Annotated in this window: 15 protein-coding genes and 1 tRNA gene; 10 read left to right on the top strand and 6 right to left on the bottom strand. The window is 63.6% G+C overall.

Annotation, left to right across the window (positions count from 1 at the left end; all coding sequences use genetic code 11):
• Window positions 1-11 precede the first annotated feature (11 nt).
• From ILT44_RS07070 to argE, 4 genes are all read right to left on the bottom strand, one after another.
• Window positions 12-968 (bottom strand): ABC transporter permease, encoded by a 957-nt coding sequence (locus ILT44_RS07070; RefSeq protein ID WP_204238871.1) that lies wholly within the window; start codon window positions 966-968, stop codon window positions 12-14.
• Window positions 969-978: 10 nt separating this feature from the next.
• A complete protein-coding gene (locus tag ILT44_RS07065; protein ID WP_204238870.1) occupies window positions 979-1,959 on the bottom strand; it encodes an ABC transporter permease in 981 nt (326 codons plus the stop codon).
• 104 nt (window positions 1,960-2,063) lie between these two features.
• The gene (locus tag ILT44_RS07060) at window positions 2,064-3,662 is read right to left on the bottom strand and encodes an ABC transporter substrate-binding protein (RefSeq protein WP_204238869.1); all 1,599 of its coding nucleotides are present in this window, start codon (window positions 3,660-3,662) and stop codon (window positions 2,064-2,066) included.
• 153 nt (window positions 3,663-3,815) lie between these two features.
• Window positions 3,816-4,970, bottom strand: a complete 1,155-nt coding sequence (gene argE, locus ILT44_RS07055; RefSeq protein ID WP_204238868.1) for an acetylornithine deacetylase — start codon at window positions 4,968-4,970, stop codon at window positions 3,816-3,818.
• Between the two features lie 158 nt (window positions 4,971-5,128).
• Here argE and ILT44_RS07050 point away from each other — a divergent pair, with 158 nt between their 5' ends.
• On the top strand, window positions 5,129-6,094 hold the full coding sequence (locus ILT44_RS07050; RefSeq protein ID WP_204238867.1) for a threonine ammonia-lyase: 966 nt from the start codon (window positions 5,129-5,131) through the stop codon (window positions 6,092-6,094).
• A gap of 9 nt (window positions 6,095-6,103) precedes the next feature.
• On the opposite strand, the gene ILT44_RS07045 is transcribed toward ILT44_RS07050, so the two are convergent.
• Both ILT44_RS07045 and ILT44_RS07040 read right to left on the bottom strand, forming a co-directional pair.
• The gene (locus ILT44_RS07045) at window positions 6,104-7,309 is read right to left on the bottom strand and encodes an ABC transporter permease (RefSeq protein WP_204238866.1); all 1,206 of its coding nucleotides are present in this window, start codon (window positions 7,307-7,309) and stop codon (window positions 6,104-6,106) included.
• Window positions 7,306-8,262, bottom strand: coding sequence for an ABC transporter ATP-binding protein (locus tag ILT44_RS07040; protein WP_204238865.1), 957 nt, complete (start codon window positions 8,260-8,262; stop codon window positions 7,306-7,308). Before ILT44_RS07040 ends, ILT44_RS07045 begins: the two co-directional genes overlap by 4 nt.
• Window positions 8,263-8,504: 242 nt before the next feature.
• Here ILT44_RS07040 and ILT44_RS07035 point away from each other — a divergent pair, with 242 nt between their 5' ends.
• The 9 genes from ILT44_RS07035 (at window position 8,505) to ILT44_RS06995 (ending at window position 19,544) form a co-directional block, all read left to right on the top strand.
• The gene (locus ILT44_RS07035; protein ID WP_204238864.1) at window positions 8,505-8,927 is read left to right on the top strand and encodes a DUF2141 domain-containing protein; all 423 of its coding nucleotides are present in this window, start codon (window positions 8,505-8,507) and stop codon (window positions 8,925-8,927) included.
• A gap of 196 nt (window positions 8,928-9,123) precedes the next feature.
• Window positions 9,124-9,201, top strand: a tRNA-Pro gene (locus ILT44_RS07030).
• A gap of 508 nt (window positions 9,202-9,709) precedes the next feature.
• Window positions 9,710-10,723: a nucleotidyltransferase family protein gene (locus ILT44_RS07025; protein WP_204238863.1), complete on the top strand. Its 1,014-nt coding sequence runs from the start codon at window positions 9,710-9,712 to the stop codon at window positions 10,721-10,723.
• Window positions 10,724-10,950: 227 nt separating this feature from the next.
• Window positions 10,951-12,324 carry a tyrosine-type recombinase/integrase gene (locus ILT44_RS07020; protein ID WP_204238862.1) on the top strand — a complete coding sequence of 458 codons (1,374 nt, stop codon included), beginning with the start codon at window positions 10,951-10,953 and terminating at the stop codon, window positions 12,322-12,324.
• Window positions 12,311-14,227, top strand: coding sequence for a site-specific integrase (locus ILT44_RS07015; RefSeq protein WP_204238861.1), 1,917 nt, complete (start codon window positions 12,311-12,313; stop codon window positions 14,225-14,227). Before ILT44_RS07020 ends, ILT44_RS07015 begins: the two co-directional genes overlap by 14 nt.
• A gap of 5 nt (window positions 14,228-14,232) precedes the next feature.
• Entirely contained in the window at window positions 14,233-16,317 is a 2,085-nt protein-coding gene (locus tag ILT44_RS07010) for a hypothetical protein (protein ID WP_204238860.1), read from the top strand.
• Window positions 16,301-16,813 carry a hypothetical protein gene (locus tag ILT44_RS07005; RefSeq protein ID WP_204238859.1) on the top strand — a complete coding sequence of 171 codons (513 nt, stop codon included), beginning with the start codon at window positions 16,301-16,303 and terminating at the stop codon, window positions 16,811-16,813. The genes ILT44_RS07010 and ILT44_RS07005 overlap by 17 nt, the downstream gene beginning before the upstream one ends.
• The gene (locus ILT44_RS07000) at window positions 16,813-17,280 is read left to right on the top strand and encodes a hypothetical protein (protein WP_204238858.1); all 468 of its coding nucleotides are present in this window, start codon (window positions 16,813-16,815) and stop codon (window positions 17,278-17,280) included. The genes ILT44_RS07005 and ILT44_RS07000 overlap by 1 nt, the downstream gene beginning before the upstream one ends.
• On the top strand, window positions 17,280-19,544 hold the full coding sequence (locus ILT44_RS06995; RefSeq protein WP_204238857.1) for an AAA family ATPase: 2,265 nt from the start codon (window positions 17,280-17,282) through the stop codon (window positions 19,542-19,544). Before ILT44_RS07000 ends, ILT44_RS06995 begins: the two co-directional genes overlap by 1 nt.
• The last annotated feature ends 60 nt before the right edge of the window (window positions 19,545-19,604 follow it).

The following is a 19,604-nucleotide window of genomic DNA, read 5'->3' as shown; positions in this document are numbered from 1 at the left end:
TGCCGCCTCTCTCATCGCAGCTTCGGATTGAGCGCGTCACGCAGCCAATCGCCCAGAAGGTTGATGGCCAGCACGAGAACCGCCAGCGCGATGCCCGGAAAGGCCACGATCCACCACTCGCCGGAGAACAGGTAGTTGTTGCCGATGCGGATGAGCGTGCCGATTGACGGCATCGTCTCAGGCATGCCGGTGCCGAGGAATGAGAGTGTTGCTTCCGTGATGATGGCCAGTGCCAGGTTGATGGTGGCGATCACGAGCACCGGCCCCAGGACGTTCGGCAGAACGTGACGCAGCATGATGACCGGCGCGGGAAGGCCGATAAGACGGGCGGCGGCAATGTAGTCCTTGTTCTTTTCCACCATCACCGAGCCACGCACGGTGCGGGCGTACTGCACCCAGAAGCTGAGGCCGATAGAGAAGACCAGGACCGATAAAGTCGTCATCTCATCGAGCTGACCGCCGAGAACGGACTTCACCACGCCATCGACGAGAAGGGCGATCAGGATGGCCGGGAAAGTCAGCTGCACATCGGCAATGCGCATAATGATGGCATCAACGGTGCCGCCGATATAGCCGGCGACGAGCCCCAGGGTGATCCCAAGGGTGGCGGAAAAGGCGACACCAAGAATTCCGACCGTAAGCGATATCCTCAGGCCGTAGAGGATAGCCGAAAGGATGTCGCGGCCCTGCTCGTCCGTGCCGAGCATGAAGGGCATCTGCCCCTCCGCATCCCAGATGGGCGGAAGACGGCTGTTCATCAACTCCAGCTGCGCCGGGTCGAACGGGTCCTGCGGCGACAGGATCCCGGCGAGGATGGCGGAGGCCATGAAAAGGGCCGTCAGCAAGGCCGCCGCCATCGTGAGCTTCGAGCGCTTGAAGCTCGCCCAGACGTCGCTGTCGAAGAAGCGGCCGGCCCAGGTCGTCGGTGCGGTGTGAGGCGCGGGGGCCGCTTGGATTGCGTCTGCCATGAATCCCTCCTCAGGCCGGCTGCCGGATCGACGTTCTCAGGCGGGGATCGACGATCGTGTAGAGGATGTCGACGGCGAGATTGATGACCACGAAGATCAGGGCCACCAGCATGAGGTAGGCCGCCATGATCGGGATATCGACATTCTGCACGGCCTGCACGAACAGAAGACCCATGCCCGGCCACTGGAACACGGTCTCGGTGATGATCGCGAACGCGATCACCGAGCCGAACTGCAGGCCCACGATGGTGATCACCGGAACGAGCGTGTTCTTGAGCGCATGCCCGAAATGGATGGCTCGGGTGGTCAGCCCCCTCGCCCGCGCGAACTTGATGTAATCGGTGCGCAGCACCTCCAGCATCTCGGCCCGTACGATGCGCATGATCAGGGTCATCTGAAACAGGCCAAGGGTGATGGACGGCAAGATGAGCGCCTTGAGGCCTGAGGTGGTGAGGAGCCCTGTCGACCACCAGCCGAGGCGCACCGTATCGCCGCGCCCGTAGGACGGGAGCCAGCCGAGAGTGACGGCGAACAGATAGATAAGCAGAATGCCGATCAGGAAGGTCGGGAGCGAGATGCCGATGAGGGAGATCGTCTGGAACACCTTCGCCAGGAGACTGTCCCGTTTCAGGCCTGAATAGACGCCCATCAGCACGCCGAAGCCGGTGGCGAAGAGCGTAGCGCAGAGGGCCAGCTCCAGCGTCGCCGGCATTCGCTCCGCCAGGAGATCAGAAACGGGCTGCCGGAACTGGTAGGATACGCCGAATTCGCCGCGAACGGCTTGGCCGAGGTATCGCGCGAATTGCACGGGAACCGCGTCGTCGAGGCCGAGAGAGCGGCGGACCTGCTCCCGCTCGGCGGCCGGCGTGTCGAGGGAGACGATCTGGTTTACCGGATCGCCGGCAAAGCGGAACATGGCAAAGGAAATGATCCCGACGGCCAGAAGAACGCCGATGGCCTGGAGGGCTCGCCGGATGATGAAAGCAAACATGTACAATCTCTGGATCGCTGCACCTCGAGTGACACCGCCACCCGAGACCTTCGAAAGAATCGTCCCGGGCAGCGGACTGCCCGGGACAAGCGATCAGGCGCTGACTATTCCTTCTTCTGCGCCCAGTAGAGCAGCACCTGGTTATCGGCGCGCTGGGTCATCGTCACCTTGTTCGACACACCCCAGGCGAGAGCCTGCTGGTGCAGCGGGATGTAGCCGTATTCGTCGAAGGTGATCTGGTAGGCCTGCTTGATCAGCTGGTCGCGCTTTTCCTTGTTGCTCTCGACCAGGATCTTGTCGGTCAGCTCGTCGTGCTGCTTGTTGCAGAAGTTGCCGAGGTTCGACTCGCCGCGTGAGGATTGCGGATCGTTGCGGCAGCCTTCGATGTCGAACAGCACGTTGTGGCTGTCGAAAGTACCCGGCGTCCAGCCCAGCAGGTAGAACGAGGTGTTGTAGTTGCCGGATTTCAGCACCTTGGCGAAGTACTGCGCCTTGGGCTGGGCCATCAGGTTCACCTTGACGCCCGCGCGGGCGAGCATGCCGACTACGGCCTGGCAGATCGCCTCGTCATTGACGTAGCGGTCGTTCGGGCAGTCCATGCCGACCTCGAAGCCGTTCGGATAGCCGGCATCTGCCAAAAGCTTCTTGGCGCCTTCGACATCGTACTTCGGACGCTCGAAATCCTTCGAGAGGCTGAAGAGCTGCGGCGCGATCATCAGCGCGGACGGCGTGGCCATGCCGCGCATGACGCGGGACTTGATGGTCTCGATGTCGATGGCCTTGTAGAAGGCCTCGCGCACGCGCTTGTCCTTGAACGGGTTTTTGCCCTTCACGTTCGAGAACAGAAGCTCGTCGCGGGTCTGGTCGAAGCCGAGGAAGATGGTGCGAAGCTCGGGGCCGGCCAAAACCTTCGCGTTGGCGGTGCTGTTGACGCGCTGAACGTCCTGCAGCGGAACCGGCTCGATGATGTCGACCTCACCGGAGAGCAGCGCGGCGACGCGGGTGGCATCGGATGCGATGGGGGTGAAGACGATCTCGTCCAGGTTATGCTCGACCTTGCCCCACCAATCCTTGTTGGGCTTGAAGACGGTCTTCACGCCGGGCTGGTGGCTTTCGATCTTGAACGGGCCGGTGCCGTTGGCGTTCAGAGAGGCGTAGCTGGGCGTCGTCGCGGCGGCGGGTGTCGGCGCAACGCTGTTGTTCGCCTCCGACCACTCCTTGTCCATGATGTACCAGGTATCCCACTGGGCATTCATGATCGGGTTCGGCGACTTGAGCTTCACATCGACCGTATAGTCGTCGACCTTCACCCACTCGGAGCCGCTCGGAACGCGGGTCTGGAAGTTCGAACCTTGTGCTCTCACCCGGTTGGCCGAGAAGATCACGTCGTCGGCGTTGAACGGGTTTCCGTTGTGGAACTTCACGTTCTTGCGCAGGAAGAGGCGCCAGGTCATGCCGTCTTCGCTGATCTCCCAGCGCTCGGCGAGGCCCGGAATGATGGAGATGTCCTTATCGCGCTTGGTCAGGCCTTCGTAGACATGGCCGTGATGTGCGATCGTGGTGGTCTCGTTGAGGGTGTAGGGATCGAGCGACTTCAGGTCGCCCTGGTTGGCATAGCGCAGGGTCACGGCCATGGCCGGAAGCGCTGCGCCGGCCAAAAGCGTCGCAACCGTGGCGACGAAAAATTTCGAACGCATCGTCATATTGTGTCTTTCTCCTCTGGAAGCCCCGCGTCTTTGCGCGAGGTTCTTCTTGTCGGAAGACCGGCTTCTCGCCGTGTTGCTTCCGTCCGGGATGAAGTTAGGCAGGAAAGTGGCTGGTGGTCTAGTCCCGAGTTCAGCCTCCCTGCTCAGCATTTAGGCACAGAGTTCGCCGATGATGCGGCGCAACACGCGCTCTCCAGCCTCCAACTCGCTGATTTCGATATATTCGTCCGGCTGGTGGGCCTGGGCGATATCACCTGGGCCGCAGACGACGGTCGACCAGCCCACCCGCTGGAACAGCCCGGCCTCCGTCCCGTAGGAGACCACGTGGGTGCCGTTGTCGCCGGTGATGCGGCGCATGAGGCGCTCGGCCTCACCTTCCGTCTCGGGCCTGAGCCCCGGGATCTCGGCGATCAACTCCACGGCAACGCCGGTCTCGGGAGCGATCGCCTTCATCCGGGGTTCGATGACCTCGCGGATATAGGCCTGATAGCGCTCCGAATAATCCTGTGGGCTTTCCGTGGGTATGGCCCTGATATCGCTGAAGAACCAAGCGGACGAGGACACCACATTGGCGGCGATCCCGCCTGCCATCATGCCGCAATGCACCGTGGTATAAGGCGGCTCGAAGCGGTTGGCCGGGTCGGCCCGGCGCCGGTTCTCCTCCATCACGTCCTCATGCCACGTGATGAGGCGGGCAGCGTTCATGACGGCACTCACCCCCTGGTCGATCCGGCTTGAATGCACCGCATAGCCGGTCACCTGGGTGCGCAGTTGCACCGAGGCCTTATGGCCCGTCACCACCGCATGGCGCGTCGGCTCGCCCACGATCACGGCGGATGGCTTTGGGATCGACCGGACCATGGCATGCACCATGGACGGCGCTCCCCGGCAGGCAATCTCCTCGTCATAGGACAGGGCGATATGGATCGGCCGCTTCAGGGGCGCTTTCACCATCTCCGGCACCAGCGCCAGCACGAGGGCGTCGAAGCCCTTCATGTCGGTCGAGCCGCGGCCATAGAGGCGGCCGTTCTTCTCCGTCAGAATCCACGGATCCGTGGTCCAGTTCTGCCCTTCCACCGGCACCACGTCCGTATGGCCGGAGAGCACGATGCCGCCCTCCACCTGCGGCCCGATGCTGGCATAGAGATTCGCCTTGTCGCCCTCGGGGCTCATGACGAGATGGCTCTCGACCCCATGGCTGTTCAGCCAGTCGCGGCAGAACCCGATGATGTCGAGATTGCTGCTCGTCGAAACGCTCGGAAAGGCAACCAGACGCGCGAGCATCTCGCGGGGCGATAAGGGCATGTGCGAATTCTCCCAGGGTCAGGCGCGAGCATCCGATCCTATGGTGTGACGGGTCAAGCCGGATTATCGCCCATCAACCGATGCCGCGCCTGTTGACGCGGCACGCTGCGCGCGACCATGATCCGCCCCTCCTCCAATTCCGCTCCGACGGAGACACAATGACCACCTTCGACGTGACGCTTGCCGACATTGAAGCCGCCCGCAGCCGCATTGCCGGACGCGTCAGGCGTACGCCTGCCTTCGAGAGTGCGGATGTCTCGGCTCGGCTCGGCCGGCGCACGGCCTTGAAGATGGAGGCGCTGCAGCTTGCAGGCTCGTTCAAGGTCCGGGGCGTCTTCAACAAGGTCCTGACCTTGAGCGACGAGGAGCGCCGGCGCGGTCTCGTGACCGTGTCGGGCGGCAATCACGCCATCGCGGTCGCGCGGGTGGCGGGAACGCTCGGTCTCGATGCGCTTGTGCTGATGCCGAAGGTCACCCCTCGGTTCAATGTCGATCTCGCCACCAAGTACGGAGCCCGCATCGAACTTTGTGACGACGCGGCAGAAGCTTTCGCGAAGGCGGAGGACTACCAGCGCCAGGGACGGCTCTTCGTCCATCCCTACGACGATCCGGCGATCATCGCGGGCCATGGCACCCTCGGGCTCGAATTCCTGGAGGACATCCCCGATCTCACCCACGTCTTCGTTTCCATAGGCGGCGGCGGCTTCATGTCGGGTGTCGCGGCAGCCCTGAAGGCGAAGCGGCCCTCGCTGACGATCTATGGCGTCGAGACCACAGGCGCGCCGACCATGACCGAGGCGCTCAAGGCCGATGAGCCGGTGACGATCCGCCCGACCTCGATTGCACGGACCCTCGGAGCACCGTTTGCAACCCACAGGACGATTGCCGGCGCCAAGCTCTTCCTGAAGGAGATCATCCTCGTAGAGGACGAACCGGTGATCGCGGATGTGAGCTGGATCCTGCAGAAGGAGAAGCTCCTCTGCGAGCCGGCCGCCGCCTGCGTGCTGACCGCGGCCGAGACGATCGCCCCTTCCCTGCCCGATGAGAGCGTGATCGGCCTTGTGCTGTGCGGCTCCAACCTGTCCCTGGACGATCTCGACGCGTGGCGCCGGCAGCGGGCTTGAGACGTCGGCTCAGACGGAGCGTCGCCTGAGCGAGACGCCGAGCGTGAACAGGAGCGCCAGGGCTGCCATCGCGATCAGGATCGCCCAGGCCATACCAAGCGACGAAAAGGACGCTCCGGGCGTCAGCGCCGATGAATAGGCCTGGATCGACCAGGCGTTCGGCGTCCACCAGCCCGCTTCCTGCAGCCAGGGCGGCAAGAAGAAGCGTGGCACCATGCTGCCGCCGGCCGCAGATACGATGAGGACCGCGAAGGTGGACAGAACTTGCGCCTGCTGGCGCGAGGAGCACGCGACGCACAGGCCTAGGGCTAGGGCGGATGCTGCCGCGGCGACCGCGAGGGTCGTCATGAGCCACGGGATGAAGGCGGCGATGAAATCGACGTCGTAAAGGAGATAGGCCGTCAGGAACACGAGGGCCGCCTGCACGGTTCCCTGCGCCACGAGGAACAGAAACTTGCCCAGGATGATGGCGGCGATGCCTCCCGGCCCGGCCAGCAGACGGTCATAGACCCCGAGGCGCCTCTCCTCGATGAGGCCGACGGCTCCCTGGATGCCGGCCAGGAGCAGGAACATCACGGCGACGGCTCCGGCGTAATAGGATACGGCCCATCCTGCCGTTCGCGGCAGGGCCGACTCGCTCGCCACCAGTCCTGCGGTCCGGGAACGCGGATCGCCGCGCGTCTCGTCCGCCTTCTCCTTAAACGTCTCGTCGATCCAGGCTCGCTGCTCGGATGTGATCCCTCCGATCGCTTCCAGATCCGCAAGCACCTGGGCGAAAGCGACATCGGGCATGTGGACCGCCAGCAGCCGCTGCAGATGGCCTGCCATGATCGCACCGGCGATCGCCCTCGCCTCGTGGGTGACGAGAAGGACGGGAGCTCCGGCCTCGCGCGCATTAAGATCGCCTCTAATGATGAGACCCAGATCGACGGCGCCGTCCTTGACGAGCCCGCGGACATCCCCGGCCGTCGCGTTCTTGCTGTAGGTCACGCGCAGGGTCGGCTCCTCGAGGATCACCTGGACGAGGCGCGAGGTCGTGGGGGTACGCGCCAGATCGGCGATTCCCACATGCAGCCGCAGCTGGTCGCCGCCAGCCGCCGAGAAGATGGCGGCGAAGATCAGGAAGATGAGCGGCGGCAGCACGAACGCCATCGCCAGCGCACCGCGATCCCTGAGCAGGGTCAGGAACATGACACGGGCCGCCGGAAAGATCATGCGCGCACCCCCTCCACATGGGCCAGCACATGCTCGAGCCGGGGCTCCCGCAGTCGGATCTCGTGCAGGCCGATGTCATGCCGGCGAAGAGCGGCCTGCAAGGATGCGAAACTCTCCGGGCCCGTCGACCAGGAGGCCCATTCAAGGGGATTGTCCGTGCGGTTCAAGCCCAGCCGCTGCAGAACGGCCTGCACGCCATGATCCGGCTCGCGGCTCAGCGTCACCACAACCTCCCGTCTCTCTCCGAACATGCGTTGGAGGATCTCGCCCACAGGCCCCTCCTCGGCCAGACGGCCGGATGCGAGGATCCCGATGCGGTCCGCCAAGGCACGGGCCTCGTCGAGGTCATGGGTCGTGAGCAGAATCGCCATGCCATCGTCCCGCAGGCGCCTCAGGGTTCGGTGCAGGGACAATCGGGCATCCACGTCCACTCCGACCGTGGGCTCGTCCAGGAGCAGGAGCCGGGGTCGGGTCAGCAGGGCTGCGGCAATGTTGGCCCGGCGCCGGTAGCCGCCGGAAAGATGCTCGACCAGGTCGTTCTGCCGGTCCTCGACATGGGTCAGGGCCATGGCCTCATCGACGCGCCCGGACATCTCGGCCCTGCGCATCCCCGCCATTCCAGCCATGACCTCCAGGTTCTCCCGGACGGTCAGGCGCGGATAGAGGGCGATGTCCTGCGGGACCAGGCTCATCAGCCGGCGGGGCGCGGCCTCATGGCCCGGATCGGCTCCGAAGACCTGAACCGCACCCGATGTCGGTCGGATCTGCCCGGTCAGAAGGCGCATCAGGGTCGTCTTGCCCGTTCCGTTGCGGCCGAGCAGGGCAAAGATCTCTCCCTGCGCCAGGGAGAGGTTCAATCCCTCCAGAACCGTTCGGGTGCCGAAGCGGAGATGGACATCGGAGAGAACCGCGACCGTCGACCCCGGATGTGCAGGCTGCTGCGGTTGGAGCATCGACGGGCTCTCGCGTGCGAAGATGTGTGCCTCCATCGGATGGATGTTAGGTGCAGACCCACGGCCCTTGCCAACAAAGGCCTCGCCACGCTCATGAACCTATCCCGATTTCCGCTTTCGGAAAGAGCGCGCGCGGATGTGATAGGATGGAGGTACAAAGGCATCTCGCAATCTTGAACGGCTACGCCAGGTTTGTGCAGGTCGGCTTGTAGGCGCGAAGGACCAATAAGGGGGCGAAAACCATGCTTCGGACGATCACCGGACTGCTCGCCGCCCTGCTCATCTTGAGCGCAGCGCAGGCGGCCCCCCTCACCGTTCAGGTGGAAGGCGCCAGCCCGGGAAAGGGAGCCGTGATGGTTGGCATATGCTTGGGCTCCCTGGATTTTGGCTCGTGCCGATACAGCCAGACCGTACAATCTCCGGCGGAGGAGTTCCGGATCGTGTTTCCTGAGGTGGCGGAAGGCTCCTATGCCATCGCCGTGTTCCAGGATCTCAACGGCAACAACAGCCTCGACCGCGATCCTAAAGGCCTGCCGCAGGAACCCTACGGCTTCAGCAATGGCACCGGCCGCACCGCCCCGCCCTCCTTCGAGGCGGCCCGGATCAATGTGGCAGGCCCCACCACAGCACGGGTTCGCATCGCAAAGTCGCCTCTTGTACGCTAGACCCCCTCTCCCACGTTTTGGCGAGTTTGATGGCCAAAGTGAATTTCAGGGGTTGCACACGGCAACTGCCGGAGCTAATTGACACAAGCCGTTCAAGGCGTCGGAGCGTAGCGCAGCCCGGTTAGCGCACTAGTCTGGGGGACTAGGGGTCGGAGGTTCATTATATGCGTTGGTGAGGTGTTCAGAGCGGATGTGACGGGCAGTAGCGCAGCCAGGTTAGCGCACAAGTCTGGGGGACTTGGGGTCGGAGGTTCGAATCCTCTCTGCCCGACCAAAAATTCCTAAGCGATTTCAAGCACTTAGCTTGTTTCGCCCGCTCTGCAGGAGGCCGGAATGTTCGCGTTCCGGCCTCCCTTCGTTCCTGGCGCAGCTTGCGCAGTCGCCTTCGTGAAAGACGCAAGGAGCGCACCAAGGTGGCATCTTATCAAGCATTGTTTTGCACTGTTCAGTCGGCGTCAAACCTCTGCGCTGTAAGGCATTCCGGAAAAAGCGGCTGTTCACCGGAGCCAGCCGATTGCTGAAGGGACTGGACACTCTCCGCGGCCATAGGTGGCCCACGAAGCCGCCCTTAGGCCTGCGCTGACCACCACAATCCAACTCGTTCTTGCGATGGTCCTCAAAGCCTTTGCCCTGCAACCTGGAGATATTGGGCGGACATAACCGCCCAGGGATCGAACCTGTGCCCGAGAGCAGCATCCCTACCCCTTACGGCTGAGTCATCTGGTTTTTGATACCAAAATCCCTAGTTTCGAACTCAAGTTGGAAACAATGGTAGCTAGGGCATGGCAATCAACCTCATCCTGATGTCTCGGGAACAGCGCCTTCACATGGAGGTTGTGAACGCCTTATGGACCCGATACGGCCAGCTCCTGCGCCAACGCGACCAGATTGTCGGGGGCATGCAGTGGAAGCCTGCGGCCGGATATGAGTACCTCACCCGCTACCGTCCTGACCCGGAGACTGGGAAGAAGACCGCTCGCTCACTTGGCCGCCGCTCCGCTGAAACCGAACAGATGTACGCCGACTTCATGCGCCTGCGCAGCGAGGTGCAGGCGGGGCTCGCGGCCCTTGCGCCCGAGGTTGAGGATGCCGGTCGGGTCGCGAAGGCGCTGCGCTTGGGTCGTATTCCGGCTCGTCAGGTTGAAGGGTTGCGCAATCTCTGGGCTCGCGGGCTCCTCTGTCGAGACGGCCCACTGAGTCTGCTCGGAGCCAATGCCCTCATCGCGTACGAAGCCAAATCCAGGATCATGGTGCCGCCGCGGGTTCTCCGGGACGACATGGGCCCCGTGCTGTACGTGAGGGATGGCGTTCACATCGACATTGGCTTCGCGCTGAGTGTCGGGAGCCTGTTCATGCCGAAGCATGCCGATGTTGGGCTCGATGAGTTGGGGCCAGGGCATTTCCGTCTCCAGTGCGAGGACGGATCCACCCTCGACCTCATCAACCGAACCGCCGTCGAGGCGCGACTGGAGGCCCAGGATCTCCCCCGAGGCGTCCGCCGTGCCTTCGAAGAGGCCTTAGAGCTCCAGCCGGTTGAAGCCGTCGCCATCGGACGTGATGGAAGCCTCGTCGCCCTGCAGGCGGTTGATCCGCGAACCTTCTCCCTTCTCACGCCTGTCCTGAGCGACGACCGAGAGGATGCACATGCCGCCGCGTGGGACCGCGCGGAGGCCACCAGCGAGATCATCCACGAGCACTGGGAGGATGGCTTCACCCACAGCATGAAACTGGCCATGGAGCACCTCAGGGAACTTGCGGCCCCCGATGGAGGCGGCTCGGGCCGACTGAGGTACTAGCCGCAAATCCATCCTGAACCTGCCCCCGCGCAAGACAGCGGGGCGGCGCACCGGAACGTATAACTCACGCCCCATGGAGGTGACCTTCTGGGGCGAAGGGCGACCTTTGTTAGCGTTTTCTCAACGGAGTCGAGTCAGTGTTGCTCGAAGCAAGCGAAGGGGCGTGTATTACAGGGCCAAGGAGTGAAGGCCTTCGGACAACCTCGGTCTTGAATTCGAGGTTGGCCTTGGACGAAACTCACACAAACGCCGCTGTCATTCACAGGATCCGAGCCGTCGCCTACCAGACGACGCCCGATTTCCCGCCGGAACTCATCAACGGTAGGAGAACCCGCCAAGGCTTCGTGCTGCTCTTCACGGCCACCTTCCACCCAGTCGAGCCTGCCAACCTCTTTCTCATCGACCGTTGCAAGGGCTACAAGCAGCACAACACTCAGAAGTCCTACGCAGACGATCTGGCCCAATGGTGGACGTACCTCCACTTCAGCAAACTGGCTTGGGACGAGGTCACGAACGAAGACATCGAAGCCTTCAGAGAAGCTCTGACGCAAGGCGTCTCGGTCAAGACATCAAGGGAGTTCGCCCCGGCGACCATCGAACGCCGGATTGGCACCATCAACGAGTTCTACCGATGGGCCCACCGACAGAAGCTCGTCGCTGACCCCATCGCAGGTGATCCCGCAGAAAAGGGACACTTCTATCTGGACAGGCGAATGTTGCCGCATGTCGGGGGGAAGACCAACGGACGCCAGAGGAGCTCCAGGCACTCGCGTCAGGCCGACGAAGACGTTGATCCGATCAGCATCGGCAACCTGCGGACGATCCTAGCCGCTCTCGGTCCGGCGCCGGGCACCCCCGACAACAATGACAAGCGCCCGGTCCGGGATCGCCTGATCGCCGAAACGTCCCTTTTCACCGGCATGCGCGTGGAGGAGGTCTGCAAGCTGACGGTCTACCAGATCCTGGACCTTCGGCACGAGGTCGATCCGAAGGACCGTTGGAAGACCATCCCTTTGACGATCACCGTCACGAAGGGGAACGCTGCTCGAACGGTCGCGATGTACTCGTTCCTTGTGGCATCTCTCCTTGCCTACATTGACGGCGAGCGCAACCAGTCGATGGAGGACGCCCGCAATCGCGGGAAGTTCAGATCCGGGCGCGAGCCGAGCGCTCTGTTCGTCAACGGCGTGACATCGTCGAGGCGCGACGTGGGCGAGGCAATCTCAGAGGCGACCGCGATGCGCGCCTTCACAAAGGCCGTGCGCCGGTGCGGGCTCATGAGGGTCTTGGAAGGATATGAGATCGACCCGGAAACGGGTGCGCCAGCAGTCGATCCCGAGACAGATAGGCCGATCCTGAAGCCCATCCGGGTCCCCAAGCACACCTTTCACGACTTGAGGCACACGTTCGCCGTCCAGTTCTACTGGGGTCAGATCCGGGCGGGCAATCCGTCACCTTGGAAGAAGCTACAGGCCCTCCTTGGGCACAAACACCTCAGCACCACCACGGACATCTATGGTCGCCACGTCAACGTGGCTGAGCCGAAGATTTCCGACGATTTTGCCCACGCGCTCAAGAGACAGTTGGATGAAGCCCCCTAAGCCCATCGCGAGGGAGGGGAAGCGTCCCCTCGGAGCGCACCTGACGCGGCGTCCGTCGGTTGCCGGGGAGTCCAATGTTCGCCACCTGGCCGAGGTTGGACGTGCGTTCGGCGTGATCGAGACAGACCAGTCCCTGATCGTGCGGCTGAAGAATGAGCCCTCCCGCCCAGGCTTTCACGAGATCGATCTCACAGCTTGGCTCAGCCGGCGCCCGCTGGCGCTGGCGGTCGCAGACTACTTGGCCTCATGGGGGGCCCATGTGGTCGCTGGCAGGCGGGAGAAGGTCAGTGAGGCGTTGAGGATCTTTCGGACCTACTTGGATTTCCGGGACGACATGGGCCTGTCCCCGGTCAGGGGCCTTGGTGACATCTCGACGGAGGTCATCAATGAGTACCAGGCCTGGCTGGACCAGCAGCGCTCCAAACCGTCAGATAGAGAAAAGGAAGGATCACCTTGGTCGCCGAACACCAAGGCCCAGCGCTATAACGCGCTGCGGGAATTCATGAAACATTGCTACGGATCCCGCGCGTTCAAGGCGCAGGTCCATGCCAACCTGAAATTCCGCCGAAATCCCTGGCCGGGACGCCACCTCGTCGTTAAATCGCGGGAGGCGCTGTCGGCGTTGGACTTGGCCAGCATCAGGAAGGCCTGCATCGGGGAGCTTCCCGAGATCATTGGCAAGCTCAAGATTGGGGCGGAGGTCGCGGCCGACCAAAGCATCCTTGTACCCGCCAAGGGAACCGCGGAACCCGGCGCTTTCGGGGAGCTACGGGTGCGCCTGAAAACAATACTCGCGCGCTATGGTGGCCGGATACTACAGCGCGATGAACTCGCTCGGAGCGATCCCGGTCTCGCCCGGTCGATGACGGCTCCCTACGGCCTGCTGTCCGAAACAGGCGCTCACCTGCACTTCACGCCAAGGTCGCTTGTTCCCTTCGCGGTCCTTCTCGCCATCGATGGATCCTTCAATGCGCAGGGGCTGCTGACCCTCCGCTGGTCGGAGATCGAGCGTGACCATCCGATCTACGGAAAGGACCGGTGGCGCATCGGCGCGCAGAAGAGGCGAGCCGGACGGGTCCACTACCGGTCATTCGCCGCGGCCGTGACGGCGCCGGAAAGCCCGGTCATGCTCCTAAAGGCATTGGAACAGTATAGCACAATCACGCGCCCCTTGGTTCCGCTGGAGCATCGAGACAGAGTGTTCCTGTTCTGGCATATGCGCGGTGAACCCTTCTCCGGTTTTGAGGACGACCGCAGCGCGGCGGGGGATCAGGCCTGGAAAGGCGCTCTCCAACGCTTCATCGAAGACCATCGGCTACCCCCCTTTACCCTTTCCCAGCTGCGGGCGACTGGTTCTGACCTGGTCCACCAGATAACGGGCGGAGACATCAAGGCGCAGCAGGTTGCCCTTGGGCATGCCAGCACCACGACTACGGACCGCAGTTACCAATCCGGCCCCGCAAAGCAACGCGCCAGGGAGGCCATGGCGCAGGCAATGGCGTGGCGTGAACGTTTCATAACCACCGGAGGGCGAGCGGACACTCGGGGCGGAGGACTGTCCCCCGGGATGAACTCAGCCGCCACGCCGGGCTTCGGGTGCTTTGAACCTAGCTTCTCGCCCATCCCGGGCCAAGTCGAGGGCAAGCTGTGCTCGGCCTACGGAGCATGTCCAGGTTGCCCGCTAGCCTGGGTCAATGCGCAGGATCCCAAGGCATTCATACGCCTTCAGCAGCTTCGCCAGAAAATTGAGGAGGCCAGGACCCAAGTCGCTCCGACCCGTTGGCTGGAGGTTTGGAAGCCGCAGCTCGCCGCCTTGGACGAGGTTTGGCTGCCCGCGTTCGCACCAGGTGCTGCCGGCGCGGCGGCCGCCATCACCTTGCCGCCCATCCCTCCGCTCGAATGACCGCCATGGCCACACGATCAGCCCGCCTTACCGAACGAACCCTCCATCTGCTGACGCCGGGGGATGCCGCGAGCAGACCTGTTTCCGACCTCAGTCTCTGGGGCGAACCAATTTGGCGGTTCAAATCCACCACTGCCGGCAAGAAGGACATCGCGCTCATCTGGAGCTTCGAGATGTTCGACGGGAGCATGTCGACCGACGCCCAATGGAGTGAACTGCTCGAACTCGGCAGACGTCTGCTCTGGTCCATTCGGGTCGACAGTCAGCGGGGAAAGAACCCCAAGGACACCGGCCTGGGCAGCCTGTTTACCGGCGTGAGGTATCTCCTGCGCTGGATGGCGCTGGAAGGCTACCGGACGTTTGCCGAATTGGACGAAGACGCCGCGGAGGAGTTCTGCGACCATCTCGCGCGCGAAAAGGCGGCGAGCGACGATGACGAAGGCATAACGGCTGAGACGTTGGCTCGGTATCTCGATGTCCTTGTCCGCATCCATGAGCAGTCCCCGCTCTTCGCAAGCGACCCGGCGGCTGTGATGCGACGGCACCCGTTTGGCGGCCGCGCGGCCCAGGAGGTAGCCGATGAATTGTCCCGCAAGGTTGCCGGGTTCATCCCTCCCGTTCCGGATCCCGTCTTCACCGCCGTGATGAGCGAAGCTCTTTCCTGGTTAGAGGCCCCAGCCCGGGACCTTGCGCGCTTGGGAGAGCAGTTCGCCTCCGCGAATGAGCGGTCGCAACAGAACCGGTCGAACTCTTACAGCTATCACCTGAACAAGGTCTTGGAGCGCTTCCGGTTCGACGATGGTGGTTCTCTTGGCCGTCCATGGCACCCCGGCTTGGCCGATGGCTCCGAAACGCGCTGGTTTGTCAAACTGGGAACCGTCGACAGAAAGAGAGCGCCCCTGCAGCGGTACCGGCGGCTGATCCAAGACCTGCGGGATGCCTGCGTGATCGTTGTGCAAGGCTTGGTCGGTCTTCGGATCAGCGAGATAGCGGGCCTGAAGGCTGGAGCCGCACACCACCCTGGTGCTTGGCCGAGTTGCATCGAGGTGCGCCCTTCTCTGAGCGGGTTGAATGAGATTTTCTATATCAAGGGCCGCCTGTTCAAGCAGCGGGATCAGTGGGACGAGGTGGAGTGGGTGGCGGGATCCCGTCCAGCCGGAACGGAGTATGTGCCCCCACCCGTCCGAGCGCTCGCTGTACTTCAGAATCTCTATGCCCCTTGGCGACCCCTAGGCGAGACCGATGACCTGATCGTGACCCTAGGCCAGTCCCAAGGCATGCCACGAAGCAACGGCAACGTGAGCCGGATCCTGAGTGACAGCCTCCGTGATGGTCAGAAGGAGTTCGTTCGACACTTTGTGAACCTGCCGGCAGGTTACCAGTCCTGGAACTTGACGACGCACCAGTGGCGCAAGTCCTTCTGCCTCTACATCGTCGGCTCCGACGGGAGGCTTCTGCCGGCGGTCTCGGACCATTTCAAGCACATGTCCCTGGCCATGACTGAGCAGGGCTATCTCGGCAATGACGCGGCGCTCTTGGGCGTCATGAACGACGTCGCCACCCGCGAAGCTGCCCGGTTCCTGTTCGAGGCCATCAACGACACGGCGGCGTTTGCCGGAAAGATGGCCGAAAAGGTCGAAGCCCAAGCCCTACAAATCCAGGCTCTCATCGGCAGCGAGGGCACTGACGAGCAAAAGATCGAACGTCTGGCCGAAACCCTCAGGGATGATGATGTCCGGGTATGGCCCGCGGATTGGGGCAAGTGTCTGTTCCGGGCGGAGACGGCCCGCTGCCATCACCAGGCCAAGGGCGATTTCGACCTACAGGCAAGGCAGCCTCATTATGGTCAACGGCAGCCAAACGTGTGCTGCAGCTGCTCCAACCTCCTCATCTCCGAGGTCCACGTCGATTTCTGGGCCAAGCGACACGCCGACAACATCGTCCTGCACACCGAAAACCTCGCCGCAGGAGATAGGGCTGCGGCGGCTGTGGCGGCCGAACGCGTCCGCACCTCAGAGACCATCCTGAGAAGGCTGAGCATGATCAGTGGAACCAAGAGAAACCGGAGGGAGCATGCCGCGTCTTCCTGAGAGCCCGATTGCCAAGTCGGACGACGCAGCCCGAGATCTTCTTGACGCCCTCAACCGGCTGAGGAGGGGCAGCCCGATCCATCCTGATCTCCGAAAGCTGAAGGAGGAAGGAAAACTGCGCATCAATGTTGCGACCGTTGCGAAGGAGGCCCGCCGCAGCCGCACCCTCATCGGTTCGAACAAGTGCGCTTACCCCCAGATCCGTGCCGAGGTGTTAGCGGCAGCGGAAGTTGCCGTGGTCAATGAAAATCCGAAAGCGCCCCGCAAGCATGCACGGGAGATCATCGGCGACCTGCGCCGGGAGAACGCAATCCTGAAATCCGAGAAAGCCGTGCTGGCAACGAGGCTGCAGGATGCGATCAACGTGGCCTGGGACTTGCAGAAGAAGCTCGCCAAGGCTGGGCGCAAAGGGAAACTCATCGAATTGCGCCGGTCGCATCCGAACCAGATCGTCGGTCGGAGCACCGTGGTACGCGATAAAGGAGATGAGAACTGATGGCGCGTCGGTCCATCCTGGAAACGCTGGAGCCGCTGGTCTCGGAGAAGCTCGAAGAACTCGATGCTCGGTGGCATGCCCAGCCTGAGGGCAACCGTCGCCCGACCCTGCCGCTGACCGATGACGGCAAGGTCAATGTCCGGGAGCTCGCCGTAACGGTCTGTGGGTTGCCGCGAGCCCAAGAGCAACATTTCTACAAGAAGCCGTCCCTGGCCGCGCTCGTGAACGCCATCGCCGCCCGCCAGGGCGTAAAGCCCATCGGAAGCCGGGCGTTGTCCGACGTGGCCGACAAGGCCGTCAAAGACCGCCTCGTCCGAGCCCAGGGCGAGCGTGACGACCACGCCCGCCTTTTGGCGGAACGCGAGGCGGTGATCGAGCGCCAACGCCTCCAGATCCTGTCCCTGACCGAGCAGCTTCGCCTGCTTCAGGAGACAGGGATGGTCGTCCGCACGGGGGATGTCACCTGATGCGGGTGGTCGTCCAGCGGATCGTCAGCGAGAACGCCATCGGCTGCATCTTCTCCGGTACCGTCGAGGACGAGGAGCATCCACGGCATGGCACGCGCATCAGGATCCGTGCTCTGTCCAAGGTTCTGCCTGGCGTCCCATCAATAGGCGAGCTCTGGGAGGTCGAGGGCGATTTCCAGACAAGCAAGTATGGGGAGCAGATGGAGGCCTCCCGGTGCATCCGCCGGAAATCCTCAGGCCGCCTCATCCAGGACTTCATCGCCGGCCAGGTGCCCGGGATCGGCCCGGAGCGCGCCCGGCGGCTCTGGGCCGCCTTCGCGGAGGACGGGCACGATCTCGGCGCCATCCTGAGCAGCGAGGAGAACGTGCCCCGGATCGCGGCCGCCCTGGACGGTGACCGGCCCGTCATGGCGCTCCGGCTGGCTGCCATGGCCGTGGGCGCTTGGAAACAAGCCGCCGCGGAGGTGGCAACGGTCGAGTGGCTGGACGCCCGCGGCGTCGACAGCCTCCGCTTCGCCAGGCGCCTGATGCGGATCTTGGGCTCGGATGCGGTCGCTCACTTGGAGGCGAACCCCTACAGCCTGGTTGCACTGGCCGAATGGCCCAAGGTCGACCTCCTTGGGAGAAGGGTTCTGGGGGAGGCCGGCATCACGGATCCGCGCAGCGACCGCCGCCGACTGGTTGGGGCGGTGGATGCGGTGGTGAAGGCGCGGATCGCCGAGGGCGGGCATACCATGATCGACCCCGACGCCCTGAGGGCGGAAGTCGCGAAGCGGCTCGGAGCCACCCCAGACGGGGAGCTTGTCTCGACGGCTGTCGAGGCCGGCGTCCGGAACGGCGCGGTGCTCCCCGACGAGGACGGCTTCCGGTTCCCCGGATGCGCCCTCATGGAGGACGCTGTCTCGGCGATGCTGGCCAGGATCCAGGCCGCCGGCGCGATGCCCTCCCGGAGCGAGCTGAAGGCGTTCCAGAAGGGGAGTCTGGTCGAAACCGGATCCCTGCACCCGGAACAGATATTGGCCGTCCTCCGCATCTTGGCAAACCCGGTCGCCTGCCTCCAGGGCGGCGCCGGGGTCGGCAAGAGCTATACGACCAAGGTGATCTGCGCGGCCTGGGAGGCCCTCGGCGGCTCGGTCGTCCTCACCGCCTTGTCCGGGAAGGCGAGCCTGCGCCTGAGCCGGGCCTCGGGGCGGCTGGCTAAGACGCTCGCCCGGCTGCTCGCCGAACTGGAGCAGCGCCGGAAGCTGGAGGCCGAGATCCATGATGCGGAGCCGGGCCGAGTGCGGGAGATCGAGGCTGCTCTGAAAGATCTGGCGGCGCTTGAGGACAGGACGCTCCTCGTGATCGACGAAGCGAGCATGGTCGACCTTTCGACCCTCTACAGGCTGCTTCAGCACGTCCCTGAGACCGCCAAGCTATTGCTCGTGGGCGACGACGCGCAGCTGCCTCCAATTTCCTTCGGCCTCGTCTACCATCGGCTTGTTGAGGATCCAGCCATCACGGCCCGTCTCACGGTCGTGCACCGGCAGACGGAGGCATCGGGGATCCCGGCTGTGGCCGCGGCCATCCGCAATCGGGCCTGGCCGGCCTTCTCGCCGTATGCCGGGTTGGCCGATGGCGTCTCCCTTGTTGAGGCAGGCGTGGATGAGATCGCCGCCACCGTCGAAAAGGTCGCCTCGGACCTCGGCGGCTTCGAAGGCTCAGATCTTCTGATCGTCACCGCCACCAACGAAGGTCCAGCCGGCGTCTCAACCCTCAACCGGCTGTTTCAGAGAAGGCGCGTGGATGAAGAGAACCTCGCCTGCGTGAAAGGGCATTTGGGCGAGTGGTTCAGCTCGGGCGACCCGTGCATCCACCTCCGGAACGACTACAGCCTCGCCCTCTTTAACGGTAGCATGGGCCGGGTCGTCTCCGCCGACGAGCGCGCCCGTCGGGTCGTGGCTCGGTTCGATGAGCGGGAGATCACGTTCTCGGCCGAGGGACCTTCGGATCCGGACGCGTCCGAGGGGAGCCTGATCGACATCGCGCTGGCCTACGCGGTCACCTGCCACAAGTGCCAAGGCTCACAAGCCGAGCGCATCATCGTGCCGGTCTACCGCACGGTACTTCTCAATCCGGCTTGGCTCTACACGGCCATCACGCGGGCCGAGAAGCAGGTCGTACTGATCGGGGATCCAGAGGCGATCCAGATTGCCCTGACCCGTCCGTGGGCGTCCGAAGCCCGTAAGGTGGGCTTCAGATGGCCTCCAATGCCGTCGGCGTAGGGAGTGAGTGGTCGCCGACCATCATCACACGAATGGCTGCCGCCTCATTCCGAGCGTTTT

The organism is Microvirga arvi, assembly GCF_016892765.1.
In the GTDB taxonomy this organism is placed as follows: Bacteria; Pseudomonadota; Alphaproteobacteria; order Rhizobiales; family Beijerinckiaceae; genus Microvirga; species Microvirga arvi.
The sequence above is the reverse complement of the archived record's forward strand: the minus strand, read 5'-3'. Positions and strand labels throughout refer to the sequence as shown.

What these genes read in the sequence shown, in the direction of transcription:
- ILT44_RS07070 (WP_204238871.1), bottom strand. Translation starts at nt 968, where the DNA reads ATGGCAGACGCAATCCAAGCGGCCCCCGCGCCTCACACCGCACCGACG.
- ILT44_RS07065 (WP_204238870.1), bottom strand. Translation starts at nt 1,959, where the DNA reads ATGTTTGCTTTCATCATCCGGCGAGCCCTCCAGGCCATCGGCGTTCTT.
- ILT44_RS07060 (WP_204238869.1), bottom strand. Translation starts at nt 3,662, where the DNA reads ATGACGATGCGTTCGAAATTTTTCGTCGCCACGGTTGCGACGCTTTTG.
- argE (WP_204238868.1), bottom strand. Translation starts at nt 4,970, where the DNA reads ATGCCCTTATCGCCCCGCGAGATGCTCGCGCGTCTGGTTGCCTTTCCG.
- ILT44_RS07050 (WP_204238867.1), top strand. Translation starts at nt 5,129, where the DNA reads ATGACCACCTTCGACGTGACGCTTGCCGACATTGAAGCCGCCCGCAGC.
- ILT44_RS07045 (WP_204238866.1), bottom strand. Translation starts at nt 7,309, where the DNA reads ATGATCTTTCCGGCGGCCCGTGTCATGTTCCTGACCCTGCTCAGGGAT.
- ILT44_RS07040 (WP_204238865.1), bottom strand. Translation starts at nt 8,262, where the DNA reads ATGCTCCAACCGCAGCAGCCTGCACATCCGGGGTCGACGGTCGCGGTT.
- ILT44_RS07035 (WP_204238864.1), top strand. Translation starts at nt 8,505, where the DNA reads ATGCTTCGGACGATCACCGGACTGCTCGCCGCCCTGCTCATCTTGAGC.
- ILT44_RS07025 (WP_204238863.1), top strand. Translation starts at nt 9,710, where the DNA reads ATGGCAATCAACCTCATCCTGATGTCTCGGGAACAGCGCCTTCACATG.
- ILT44_RS07015 (WP_204238861.1), top strand. Translation starts at nt 12,311, where the DNA reads ATGAAGCCCCCTAAGCCCATCGCGAGGGAGGGGAAGCGTCCCCTCGGA.
- ILT44_RS07010 (WP_204238860.1), top strand. Translation starts at nt 14,233, where the DNA reads ATGGCCACACGATCAGCCCGCCTTACCGAACGAACCCTCCATCTGCTG.
- ILT44_RS07005 (WP_204238859.1), top strand. Translation starts at nt 16,301, where the DNA reads ATGCCGCGTCTTCCTGAGAGCCCGATTGCCAAGTCGGACGACGCAGCC.
- ILT44_RS07000 (WP_204238858.1), top strand. Translation starts at nt 16,813, where the DNA reads ATGGCGCGTCGGTCCATCCTGGAAACGCTGGAGCCGCTGGTCTCGGAG.
- ILT44_RS06995 (WP_204238857.1), top strand. Translation starts at nt 17,280, where the DNA reads ATGCGGGTGGTCGTCCAGCGGATCGTCAGCGAGAACGCCATCGGCTGC.